Genomic DNA, 11,645 nt, shown 5'->3' on the forward strand with positions numbered 1-11,645 from the left:
GCGCCTCAGAAGCGCAAATGGTCTACCCGCTACCTGACTTGCCTTCGATTGCCGTACTTCCGTTGACAAATTTTACCAGTGACGCTTCCAACAAGATGCTGATCGATGGTGTATCTGAGGACCTGATAACGGATTTGTCTCGGATTTCCGGGCTATTCGTCATCGCTGGAAACACATCTTTCGCTTTTCAGGACCGCGACATTGATGTTGCTAGCTTTGCCGAGAAATTGGGTGTTCGCTACGTAGTCGATGGTAGCCTTAGGCGCACCGGCGAAGGTTTTCGGGTTAATATCCGCCTGACCGACACATTGGACGGTAGATTGATTTGGGCAGAACGTTTCGATGGTGAAATTGATGACATTTTTGACCTGCAAAACAGCATTGTGCTGGCAATTGCGCGGGAGTTAGATGTTCCGCTTGACTCTCAAAGTCGGACTGCAATCGAAAACGTAGAAACTGAAACGATCGAGGCGCGCGAAGCCTTCCAGCGTGGTTGGGAACTCTATTCGCGCTTCAATGAGCAAGACAACCTGGCTGCGATACCACATTTCGAACGCGCGGTTGAACTGGACCCTGATTATGGGCGCGCGTGGGCAACACTTTCTCTGGCACATTTACGACCACACATTTTTCACCATTGGACTGGCTTCGCGGACGCCGAGGAGCAGATGCACATTGGCCTGTTCTACAAGTACTATCGTGAGCTTACGCAGCAAGACACCTCACTGATCCACGTGGTCAGAGCAATTGTCAGTTTAAATCTTCCGGATTGGGACAGTGCTACGGGTAAAAGCCGAGGAACGGATGAAGCCAGACAGGAAGCGGCAAAAGCCATTGCTTTACAACCCAGTGATCCCGAAGCGCACTTGACGATGGGATGGGCTCTGATTGCGGGCGGTAAACCTGAGGAAGGTCTTGCATTTGTTCAAGCTGCGATGCGTCTCGACCCTGCGTACCCCAGCCATTATGCGTTATTCGAAGGTGCTGCGTATTTTGCAATGGATGATCTGGTAGGCGCAGAGGTAGCCATATTGCATGAACTGGAGCGAAACCCTCAGGCAATTGAATTGATGCCTTTTGCCGCCTCGATTTTGGCATTGAATGGCGACCGGCGGGCTGCGCGGGCATTGATAGATCGATGGCGTAAAGGTGAAAAAGAGAGTGGTCTGAACGAAGTTGTTCGCGAGTATTTCTTTATTGTGCGTTGGATTGGCGAGCAGAAATACCTGAACAACCGATTAAAAAAAGGCCTGCAACTGGCAGCGCTTCCGCCGAGCACGACAGTCGCAAGCCTTAGAGCCGATTTGTCACGCGGGGATGCCAAAGAACAGCGTGACGCAGCTCAATCTTTGGCGCTATTTGGGTCCGAAGCAGCACCAGCAGTTCCGGAATTGATCATGCTGCTGGATAGCCCTTCGGTCTTTGTCAGAAAAGAAGCGGCCATAGCCTTAGGGGAAATCGGCGAAGGAGCATCTTCTGCGTTGCCTGCGTTAGAAGCAAACGTCGACGAGTCTTTGTCGGGCAGTGTAGCCGCTCGAGCTATTGAACAGATACGCGGATACTCACAAAAGCAGTGACCGCAGTGTCTACTTTGGGCTCAGAGCAGCCTTGCGGCAGTACAGCATCATCGAATTGGACGATGTTTCGAAACCTGCCATTCGGTATTCTGCGTAGACTCCACCGGTCGACAAGACAATGTGTCGAAGCATGGAGCGGGAGGGATGAATGGAGGAAAGCTCGTGTCCAAAACTCAACTTCCCGAAGTCCAACCAAATCGTGCCGTCTGGAACAAAGGGCGATTGGTCGGTCAGAAACGTCCATTGCTTCTAAAGTAGGTCTGGGCCATTCGCGCCCGGCTCGAACTGGCCGGCAACTTGCGGGATCTGGCGATGTTCAATCTGGCGATCGATAGTAAGTTGCGCGGGTTGCGACCTTGTAAGACTAAAGGTCGCCGATCTTGTAAGCGAAGATCAGGTGCGCGAGCGCGTGACCATCACTCAAAGCAAGGCGAAGCGGTGGTGCAGTTCGAGGTGTCTGAAAACACACGCGAAACCATCTGGAATTGGGCACGGAGCCCCGATATGGTCGGGTGTGCCTGTCTCTTTCAAAGCCGGCTCCACAAAAGACCACATGTCTAAACGCGGCAATATGCACGCCTGGTTCGTGAACGGATTTCCGCCATAGGTCTCGAGCCGAGCGTACGGCACGCATTCGTTGAGACGCGCAAAGGCAGCTCGGATCTATCGCAAGACGGGCAATCTGCGCGCCGTGCAACTTCTGCTCGGTCATACGAAAGTTGACAGCACGGTGTGATACCTTGGCGTTGAGCTTGAGGACGCCCTCAGAATTGCGGAGAAAACAGACATCTGAACATTGAGCGAACAACTTAACCAGCCGTTCGTCTTTTGAAAGCAGTCATCTGCCAGATGCCCTGCGAAAGGCGGCCCAGAGGCCATAGTGACCTATGCTGCGCGATCAACCGACGACGGCTATGCGCAGTAATCAGGCGTAGCAAATCTGCAAAGTCTACCCGTTATCCACACAGGGCGAAGTCCAAATTCATCGCGGGTTTTTTCAACCGCCGTACACTTTCTAAGCGGAGATAATTTGAATGGATTGTGACGCTCGTCTCGAAGCTAAGAAGCATAGGGCCTTTGCTGTTGACAGCAAAAAACTCAAAACACTTCTGGCCATAAGTGAATTCATTCGACGATCTCCACCATGAGACCTTCCGGAGATCGAACCACTGCTTCATAATATCCGTTTCCCGTTCGCCTCGGTTCGGACACTAGCAGCCCAGCGTGTTTGAAGCGATCTGCGACCGCATCAACATTCGATACACTACCTACTGAAAAGGCAACGTGTGCCCTGCCACCTTCCTCGTGAGAGCAGGGCTTCACCCATGGCCCTTCCATCAGTTCGATGCGGACGTCTTCGTTTGGCAACGTGGCGAAGCGGGGGGCAAAGCCGAGGCGATTCACACTCTCAAACCTGTCGCTGAGTTCCGCTTCGAAAAACTCTACCCAAAATTTCGAGGAGCGCTCCAAGTCTATTGTCCAAAGAGCAATGTGGTTCAATTTCATCCCAGTCTCGCTCACATACTTTTCAGTATTGACGGAAATCGCATAACAGCCTATGCGGTTTTTTGCAATATTCTGAAAGTTTCTGCATGAATCTGAATGTCCCTGACACACGACAACTCGAACTGGCTCGGCGCTTGCAGGAAGGTCAGCAAGTCATTGCGGTCGAAGCTGCTCAAGAATTTGACGTATCAGTTGATACGATCCGGCGGGATATTCTCGCCCTCGAAGCAGAGGGAAAGGCCCAACGCGTTCGCGGTGGCGCTGTGCCTTTGTCCACTCCGGCAACGCCGTTGCATAAAAGACTGTCGAGAGATGTCGCGCCTGACACGAAGCTGGTATCGGCCGCTATCCGAGAGATCGGCAGTGCAGCGACACTTCTGATCGATGGAGGCACGACAACACTTGCCATAGTCGAACACCTGCCCCAGGAAGAGGGTCGTCTTGTGATCACACCGTCGCCCTGGATTGCGATTGCCTGCCAGCAAAAGAACGTCCCGGTATATGTTTTGGGTGGTAGCCTAAGGCCGCAAGGCGGCATTGCGACAGGAGACACCGCAATCGAACGGGTTGGGGATGTCGCGGCTGATGTTGCCATTCTGGGAGCGTGCGGACTGGAGGCAGAGTTCGGTTTAAGCTCGGACGATGCAGAAGAAGCCATGATGAAGAAGGCAATGCACCGCGCCGCAAGCCGCACTATTGTTGTGACTAGTCACGCGAAAATTGGCCTAAGAGCCCGTCATCGAACAGTAGCGCTCTCAGAGATAGATGCCATTGTCACAGATTCACACAACGCGACAACAGATTTGATTGCGTCTCATACGCGTGTGGTGACCAAATGACCGACAGTTCTCATGTAAGTGAATTGACCCGGAGAATTGGCCAGCCGACTGATCATTCGGCTACAAACTCGGCGCGTTTAGCCACACGTTTGGCCTTTTTTACGGCGGGTTTCTCCCTGGCCTGCTGCGCGCCCCTTTTTCCCTTTTTCAAAGAGTCCGTTGACGTAGACAAAACTCAATTTGGTTTACTCCTGCTTTGTCTTGGATTTGGATCCATAGTCGCCATGCCGGTTACCGGCGTCTTGGCAGCGCGCAGTGGAGCGCGTCCACTTATTTTGCTTGGAGGTTATGGCTTGATCGCCATGCTTCCATTACTGGCACTATCGCAAACGCCAATAGCATTGGGTGCAGCTTTATTCGTTTTCGGAGCATCACTTGGGACCATCGACGTCGCAATGAACGTTCATGGCGCGGAAATTGAAGCTATCGAAAATCGCCCCCTTATGTCGAACTTTCACGCCCAGTTCAGTATTGGTGGGTTTTTCGGAGCTGGTTTGGTTACACTGTTGTTGTCGTTGTCCATCCCAGTTCTGGCTTGTGCCATGGTGGGGGCTATCGTGGCATTGGCTTCGATGCTGTTGGCCCGCTCCCGGTTTTTGGAGGTCAGTGGCAAGGATCCGGAACCCATTGTCGTTCCGCGTGGGATTGTTCTGCTCTTAGCCATTTTGGCGGCAATCACGTTTTTGGTCGAAGGTGCCCTGCTGGATTGGGGCGCTCTTTTAATCATTGATCTTGAACTCGCCGAACCCGAAAGCGCCGGCGTCGGCTACATATTGTTCTCAATCGCAATGGTATTAGCCCGCCTGACTGGTGACCGAATTGTCGAGCGATGTGGGGAATATCTCGTGCTGCTGGTTGGCGGATCAATCGCAATTCTTGGGATCGCGAGTATTTTGCTATCGACCAACTCGGTTGTTGCCATGCTTGGGTTTGTCTTGATTGGGCTCGGAGCCGCGAATGTGGTGCCGATCTTATTCAGCGCTGCTGGACGTCAAAACTTGATGCCACCGGGGATTGCGATCGCCTCGGTTACTACAACGGGATATGCAGGCATACTTATGGGGCCAGCATTGATTGGTTTCATAGCTGGGACATCGACATTGGCGGCGGCATTCTGGATTCTCGCGCTGCTTTTGGTATCAGTTCCGATTTCCGCAAGTCTGGTGGCGAAAGTCTGAAACCAACATAGGCAATAGCCGCAATAGGTTTCGTCAGTATCTACTCAGCGTTTCCAGTATCAAATTCCGCGTATTGACGTCGTTGTGGAAAATCCTGTCGGCGAGAAACTCGGACGGAAACTCAGGCCATGTCCCGCGCATTTCAGCAACGAGCCGTCGTGCTTCTTCTGGATTTCCTAACTGATCGTGCGCAACGGCTTGGAATAAGAGCGAAGGAGCACTGACTGGCGCTCCGGCAGCTGGCGCTCCCTGAAAGGCTTCAACAACATTTTCGTAGTTCCCGAGCATAAGTTGCGAAACGCCCCAAATGTTTCTCGCACCAAACCTGCCAGATCCTGATTTGGGTCTCTCCTGGGTGCTAACCTCGGCAGCAAGTTTCGGGGCGTTAGCCAAGATGGCGGTGATACCTGCAAGGTCGAGAATATGGCCATCATTCGGTGCCAGTTCGACGGACATTCTTGCGTATTTCAATGCCTCGTTTGGCTGGTCTTGAACAGCCAGCACCCAGCCGTTTGCGCCGTTTGCCCACGCATCAGCTGGGGACAATTCAAGCGCTTTTCCTGACATTTCTGAGGCTTGATTGAAGAAATCATCCCTTTGTGCTTCATCCGGCGACAACACCGCCAGGATCGCCAGGACCTGCGCTGATCCGGCATAACCGTCAGACAGGGCCGGGTCGAGTTCCATCGCGTGCTGGAACATTCCCAGTGCTAATTGCTGACGCTTGACATCAAAAACGGGAAAAAACATGCCTCGGGCTTGGTCCGCAAGGTTGGCCGCCTGGAGTCTTGTCAACGAATGCTCTCCCAGTGCTGCACGTTCTGCTTTCTCGATGGATTGAGTCGTTGGAACAACCTCCCTGTTATCCTGGCTCATCCAAGTGCCAAGCACAGCGACTAATGCAAGAACACCCAGTCCGGCTGGCAGCAATTTCAGCGAACGCCAACGGCCAACTGGATTGTCGATCTTCAGTTCACTTGATGTTCGGTCTTCGATTGTAGGTTCGTAGGAAAACCGCGGCTTGTATCCGCCAGGGTCAACAAAAATGCGAACACCGTCACCGTCCCATTGTTCTTCGTAAAACGCGTGTAGCAGTCGACGTAGCCGCCTGGCTTCGACGCGAACGAGGTTTTGACCGCCAGTGCCATCAATGCGACGCTCATAGACCTCCACAGCGATAGCTTTACCTCGTATCTGGGGACCACGACCCGCGATAGCTTCCTCGACTACGTATGTAAGAAACTGCTGGAGACGGGGCGAAGCTTGAAACTCGTCGCTCGATACAACGCGTTCGAGTGCTTCCCGGACAAGATCCGGCGACGGCTGCTCAACATGTTGATCTATCGGCAATTCATTGGCTTTGTTCAAGGCAAACTCACCCCCAACTCACGGTGACTCACTTGGCGTGCGCGGTCAACCGCACTCATTTCGATGTGAGAATAGATAGTGGGAGCCGGGATTTATCCAGTGGCGGTGGACCTGACAAAAGAAATTGCAGAACTGTCCGAGGCGTTGTCAGGGCGTATCGAAACGGATGCTTTGCTCAAAGAGGTTATCGAAGACCTTAAGAAAGCTTCCGAGCTGTTGGATGACGTTTCGACCCCAGCTCAAGAGCGTGCGGAATGGGCCCACATCAGATCTGAACTCGTGAACGAGCTTCGCCGGATGGTGAAGCGCAATCTTCGTAACACTTTTAACTGAGGACCGAACCATGACCAAGGAAGACAATGGGAAAGATCTGGAGAACAAACAAGTTCAGGCGACAGACCAAATTGAAGACCCCTCACGACGGAGTGTTCTTAAGGGTTTAGCCACTGGAGCTGCCGCGACAGGGGCGGCTGGGTTTGCGGCAGGGAGTGCCGAGGCCCACGAAGGAGACGGCCCGCTGGGAGAAACTCTCAAGAACCCATACGGTGGGCGACCCGCAGGTGGTATCTCTTTGCCAGAGTATTTCCGCCCGACCAAATACATGACAGGCTCAAACGCGAACTATTTTCCACTTAGTGAGGAGTTGGGACCAGATGAGATGCGCATCTCATTCTGTGGCTCGACACCCTATCCGCCGCGCGAAGATCAGGCGGGTACGTGTATCATGGTAGAGTTGGGAAATGGAAAACGGTTCTTCTTCGACTTTGGATCCGGTTGTGTCCGCAATATCATTGCCATGCAGGTGCCGGGGCAGCTGATCAACGACATCTTCATCTCTCACCTGCATGTCGACCACTATGCCGACATCCCTTACATATACCCTTTCCGGGCCTGGTCAGGAGGGTACACTCCACTTCGTATTCACGGCCCGTCCGGTCGGACACCCGAGCTTGGCACAGCTGGGATGGTCAAAGGCATGCAGCAGATGCTCAAATGGCACCTTGAAGCATTCGATGTGTTCCCAATTGGTGATGGCTATGAGATCGAAGTCAACGAGTTCGATTTCAGCCAGGAAGGTGGCATCGTTTATGACCAAGACGGTGTGACTGTTCGGTCCTGGCCGCGCAGCCACGCCAAGGACGGCGCAGTTGGGTATCGGCTCGATTGGAATGGTCTGAGCTTTGTATGGACAGGCGATGGTCGCCCGGATGAGCTTTCACGGAAATACGGCGAAGGTGTTGATGTTTTTGTAACCGAAATGTCGGGACAGGATATTGGTCAGTTGATGACCTACAAATACGGTATCCCACAGGATCTGTTTAATTACACAATCGATACGCATCATACCTCCCACTATGCCGTGGGTAAGCTCTTTGCTGACACAAGGCCGCGGTTGGGAATGGTGACGCACTATACACAGGACGAGGATATCGACGCTGAAATGCTGGCTGGTATTCGCGCCCACTATGACGGTCTGTTCCAATGGGGTCTCGATGTAGCCGTTGTGAACGTGACCAAGGATGCGATTTGGTACAGGAAAGCTGCACTGCCCGGAAAATCCGGTACTGTGCCACCATTTCGTGAACTGGCTGCGGCAGCCGAGGCCGGGCGTATTGAGCTTCCGGATGAAATCACATTGCCGAATCCGAGGCTCACTCGAGCAGATCAGCAAGACCAAAAGTACCGCGATATGGAGATCGATCCACGCGAATACTACCCAACTGACGTTTTCCGAGCACCCGGCGGGGACTGGCCGCAGGACTTTACCATCAAAGTTTCGGATGTAATCGGCCCGCGTGATGAAGACTGAGAGGAGATCGAACAATGATTGAATTTGGTTCGACTTCTGCGATCCCCGTAACGATCCTTACCGGCTTTCTCGGCGCCGGTAAGACAACACTTTTGAACCGCATCCTGACAGGCAATCACGGGTTGCGGGTTGCGGTTCTGGTGAATGACTTTGGATCAATAAACGTTGACGCTGACTTGGTAGTCGGTCTCGAAGATGATGTGATGAGTCTTGCGAATGGCTGTGTGTGCTGCTCGATCCGAGATGACCTGATCGAAACGGTAGAGGCCGTTCTCGCCAGGCCTGAGAAACCGGAATATATCGTTCTTGAAGCAAGCGGCGTGTCGGACCCATCGTCAATTGCGATGACGTTTACGGATCAACGGTTCCGCGACATGATCCGCTTGGACAGCCTCATGTGTCTTGTCGATGCGGAACAATTGTTTGCCGCGCCGGAACAAATGGAACTGAAACTCCGACAAATTGCGTTTTCGGACATGGTAATTCTGAACAAGGTTGATCTTGTCGACAGGGCCACAGTTCAGAAGGTGCACGATTGGCTGGGGTCTCGATTCCGTCGATATCGATTGGTCGAAGCTGTCAATGCGGACGTCCCTCTGGACATACTTCTTTCTGTAGGTCGCTTTGCCGCCGAACAGCTCGAAACAGAAATACCTGATCATCATGAGCATGGGCCAGATTGCGGTTGTCACCACTCTGATCACTCAGACAGCTTTTCAACAACCATGATGAAAGCTGACCGACCGATAAGCCTATCCTCTCTTCGTAGCGCTATTCGGAAACTTCCCGGAGATGTCTATCGCCTCAAGGGTTTTGTCTTCAGTGAGGAGGATCCGGATCATCGCATTCTTGTACAGGTTGTCGGAAAACGCATGGACATCGCAAGGGATGGTGCATGGGGCCACCGAAAACCCGAAACAAGGCTTGTTGCAATAGGTGCACCAGGAGCCCTTTCGGAATACGAGCTTTCCGAAGCGTTGTTGGAACCTGCGTAGCGGCAAGTTCGACCAAATGTGTTTGCGTGTGTTACTTTAATTCCAACACGCAGCAGCGCGGAAGCCCGCAGCGCCGAATACCAAATGGGGAGAATAACCTTATTGCTGAAGCGGTTTAGGAAATGGATTCAAGCGACCAACTTGCTTGCACTTGCCACTGCGTTTGTCTTGTCGGGAACGGCTGTGTACGCGCAGGACGTATCAAGTCGGGAACTTGAAGATACAACCCCAAACCTCGGATTGCCGAGTTCAGCCGGAGGACAAGAAGCCGAGTTGCTTTCTGCTTTCCATGGGCTTGAGGCGTTGCCCCGAGTGGCAAATTTCATTTGCAGAGGTTCCAGGGGCAAACACGGGATGCCTGTCATTTTTTCTACCCAGGTAGATCTGGAAACTCTGCAGGCAGGTGACTTCAGAGTTATGACAAAGTCAGGCCAGATCGGAACAATGCACTGCGCGTCAGTGTTGCCCGCGACCGATCCCGGTGAATTGCGAACGGTGCTTCTCATCGGGGATTTTGGGAACCTTCCCGACGATCCCCCCATCGAAGTCGAGGTTGTTGGGCACCTTCATTCCATCGACGGGACACTTGATTTTCGAGGTGCTACAGTAGCCGTAACTCCGCTGGAAGACGGGCCCTCAATGATCTTTGCCGAGGTTGTCGAGGATTGGACTTTGGTCGGAAATTTGGGGCCACGTCGAACCAGAGGAAGCCCTTGTCCAAGTGACAACATCGTACAGGCCATTCGGGTAACTTGGGCGGGTGGCGTTACGCTGGCCAACGGCAAGGAACCTGGCGAGGTGGAACGTGATCTGTACAGTATCCTCGTAGAGGCCGAAGATGGATCTCAACGCATAGTAACACCCGCAGCGCTTGCTGATCTGGGCGACGGAGACAATAACCACATGCTCTGCCTCGATACAATGGATCGACCTATCTCGGTTTCCTTCCCAGCTGGCATTTTGACGGATCCGAATGATGATTTAAACCCTGAAACCAGCGTGTTTCTCACAAAAACCAATTAAGAAACCGCTTTAAATTTGTTCGATTGGACTCTTAGCTGAAAATGCTTAGCCGGGCCGGTTGCGGGCATTCCAGTGGAGAATGCGAATGAATGGATTTGTTCGCTAAGTTGGCGTTGTAAAGTTCGGTTTTGAAGGTCTGCTTCGGGCTGACTGCGGTCCTTTGAATTAAGAATGCGGGTGGCTGCAAAGTCCGCAAAGCTGTCACTCAGGCAGAACGTAGCGAACGGCTGCTCTGCGTCCGAAGCGGTCACTTTTCAACTCAGCGCATTTACAAGTCGCGGTTCAAGACGAAATTGGGCTCATCGGTTATTGTCAGGCTAGAGCAGCCTCGACTTAGAACCGCAGACCGAAGCCTATAGAAAAACCGGAAAATTCTTCGGCAACTATACCGTTTATCATTAAACGCCCCGCTTGCACGGCCGGTAGGCCGGTCAAGCGAGTATCAATCTCAAGTCCGAAACCAGCCGTTGCTAGCCAATCGGTATCAAGAACGGTTGCGCTGTCACCGTGATACAGCACGACACCGGCATCCAGAACAAGTTGCGTTGGGAGTTCGAAGAGTCTGACGTTGTCCAACGGATAGCGATGACGTGAGAACAAGGTTGTTTGATTGGAACTCGCACTTGCGTTCCCAGCCTGCGGCTCATTGATCGGGTTAAATTCCAAGATTGTTTGACGGAAGCGGTATTCCACTTGCCAGGGCCCAAATTGCGCCTCTCGGAAAATGCCAAGCGAAGCACCGATCCCAAATGCGTTTAAATTCCCATCGATCAATTCGTTGGAGTTAGATCTCGGGCCCAGCAGTGGAAAGTCGGCAAAAATGGCATCTGCAGTCACTTGGCCAAGTGAGAGATGTCCGACCGGCCGAATCTTCCACTCGTTAATCAATGGAAACTCCCAGCCGACGCCAACCGTTGCTGCCACGCTTGACCAAGTTACATCCAACTCAGTACCGGCAGCAATCTCTGGGAAGAAGATAACCGGGTTGTACTTTTGGTAGGCAACAAGACCCTCTAAATAAAGTCCGTTTTCAAATGGCTTGTACCCTCCTCGCAGCTGGGTCGAGCGTAGACTTTTGGTACCTCCGGAAGCATCAAGAAAAGAAAACGAGGATAAAGTCTCATTTGGAGTGGCAGCGATACTCAAGACAGACAAAGCCGCCCGTGCAGCAGCCTCGGAGGCATCAGGGTTTATACTTTGAGCAAAGGTTGGACTGGTCGTATTTGCAGCCGATAGTGCAGCGAAAGCAAGAATTCGTCTCAAGGTATTGGCTCATTTACCAGAAAAGAAGACCAAGCGATATCTCTTCATCTTAGCACTACAAGAGCAAGAATACCGCGCCTTTTGCT

At 52.5% G+C, this 11,645-nt stretch carries 10 protein-coding genes and 1 pseudogene; 8 read left to right on the plus strand and 3 right to left on the minus strand.

Annotation, left to right across the window (positions count from 1 at the left end; all coding sequences use genetic code 11):
• The first annotated feature begins 17 nt into the window (after positions 1 to 17).
• Positions 18 to 1,577 carry a HEAT repeat domain-containing protein gene (locus tag ACXADZ_RS05750; protein WP_475198492.1) on the plus strand — a complete coding sequence of 520 codons (1,560 nt, stop codon included), beginning with the start codon at positions 18 to 20 and terminating at the stop codon, positions 1,575 to 1,577.
• A 312-nt stretch (positions 1,578 to 1,889) separates the two neighbouring features.
• Positions 1,890 to 2,313, plus strand: a pseudogene (locus ACXADZ_RS05755) (tyrosine-type recombinase/integrase).
• 389 nt (positions 2,314 to 2,702) lie between these two features.
• Here ACXADZ_RS05755 and ACXADZ_RS05760 read toward each other — a convergent pair.
• Entirely contained in the window at positions 2,703 to 3,083 is a 381-nt protein-coding gene (locus tag ACXADZ_RS05760; protein WP_475193606.1) for a VOC family protein, read from the minus strand.
• A gap of 86 nt (positions 3,084 to 3,169) precedes the next feature.
• Here ACXADZ_RS05760 and ACXADZ_RS05765 point away from each other — a divergent pair, with 86 nt between their 5' ends.
• Positions 3,170 to 3,922, plus strand: a complete 753-nt coding sequence (locus ACXADZ_RS05765; RefSeq protein ID WP_475193608.1) for a DeoR/GlpR family DNA-binding transcription regulator — start codon at positions 3,170 to 3,172, stop codon at positions 3,920 to 3,922.
• Entirely contained in the window at positions 3,919 to 5,100 is a 1,182-nt protein-coding gene (locus ACXADZ_RS05770; RefSeq protein WP_475193611.1) for an MFS transporter, read from the plus strand. The genes ACXADZ_RS05765 and ACXADZ_RS05770 overlap by 4 nt, the downstream gene beginning before the upstream one ends.
• Before the next feature lie 33 nt (positions 5,101 to 5,133).
• Here the strand turns inward: ACXADZ_RS05770 and ACXADZ_RS05775 are convergent, their stop codons facing one another.
• Positions 5,134 to 6,468 (minus strand): tetratricopeptide repeat protein, encoded by a 1,335-nt coding sequence (locus ACXADZ_RS05775; protein ID WP_475193615.1) that lies wholly within the window; start codon positions 6,466 to 6,468, stop codon positions 5,134 to 5,136.
• Between the two features lie 78 nt (positions 6,469 to 6,546).
• Here ACXADZ_RS05775 and ACXADZ_RS05780 point away from each other — a divergent pair, with 78 nt between their 5' ends.
• The 4 genes from ACXADZ_RS05780 to ACXADZ_RS05795 all read left to right on the plus strand — a co-directional run bounded on the left by ACXADZ_RS05780 (position 6,547) and on the right by ACXADZ_RS05795 (position 10,296).
• Complete coding sequence (locus tag ACXADZ_RS05780) at positions 6,547 to 6,801, plus strand: hypothetical protein (protein ID WP_170594381.1); 255 nt, start codon at positions 6,547 to 6,549, stop codon at positions 6,799 to 6,801.
• A gap of 10 nt (positions 6,802 to 6,811) precedes the next feature.
• The gene (gntH, locus tag ACXADZ_RS05785) at positions 6,812 to 8,278 is read left to right on the plus strand and encodes a guanitoxin biosynthesis MBL fold metallo-hydrolase GntH (protein WP_216602963.1); all 1,467 of its coding nucleotides are present in this window, start codon (positions 6,812 to 6,814) and stop codon (positions 8,276 to 8,278) included.
• A 14-nt stretch (positions 8,279 to 8,292) separates the two neighbouring features.
• Positions 8,293 to 9,273: a CobW family GTP-binding protein gene (locus ACXADZ_RS05790; RefSeq protein WP_171671623.1), complete on the plus strand. Its 981-nt coding sequence runs from the start codon at positions 8,293 to 8,295 to the stop codon at positions 9,271 to 9,273.
• Positions 9,274 to 9,690: 417 nt separating this feature from the next.
• Positions 9,691 to 10,296 (plus strand): hypothetical protein, encoded by a 606-nt coding sequence (locus tag ACXADZ_RS05795; protein ID WP_475193621.1) that lies wholly within the window; start codon positions 9,691 to 9,693, stop codon positions 10,294 to 10,296.
• A 333-nt stretch (positions 10,297 to 10,629) separates the two neighbouring features.
• Here the strand turns inward: ACXADZ_RS05795 and ACXADZ_RS05800 are convergent, their stop codons facing one another.
• Positions 10,630 to 11,559, minus strand: coding sequence for a hypothetical protein (locus tag ACXADZ_RS05800; protein WP_475193626.1), 930 nt, complete (start codon positions 11,557 to 11,559; stop codon positions 10,630 to 10,632).
• Between the last annotated feature and the right edge of the window lie 86 nt (positions 11,560 to 11,645).

Source organism: Ruegeria sp. ABM4_193 (assembly GCF_056158705.1).

What these genes read in the sequence shown, in the direction of transcription:
- ACXADZ_RS05770 (WP_475193611.1), top strand. Translation starts at nt 3,919, where the DNA reads ATGACCGACAGTTCTCATGTAAGTGAATTGACCCGGAGAATTGGCCAG.
- ACXADZ_RS05765 (WP_475193608.1), top strand. Translation starts at nt 3,170, where the DNA reads ATGAATCTGAATGTCCCTGACACACGACAACTCGAACTGGCTCGGCGC.
- ACXADZ_RS05760 (WP_475193606.1), bottom strand. Translation starts at nt 3,083, where the DNA reads ATGAAATTGAACCACATTGCTCTTTGGACAATAGACTTGGAGCGCTCC.
- gntH (WP_216602963.1), top strand. Translation starts at nt 6,812, where the DNA reads ATGACCAAGGAAGACAATGGGAAAGATCTGGAGAACAAACAAGTTCAG.
- ACXADZ_RS05790 (WP_171671623.1), top strand. Translation starts at nt 8,293, where the DNA reads ATGATTGAATTTGGTTCGACTTCTGCGATCCCCGTAACGATCCTTACC.
- ACXADZ_RS05795 (WP_475193621.1), top strand. Translation starts at nt 9,691, where the DNA reads ATGACAAAGTCAGGCCAGATCGGAACAATGCACTGCGCGTCAGTGTTG.
- ACXADZ_RS05750 (WP_475198492.1), top strand. Translation starts at nt 18, where the DNA reads ATGGTCTACCCGCTACCTGACTTGCCTTCGATTGCCGTACTTCCGTTG.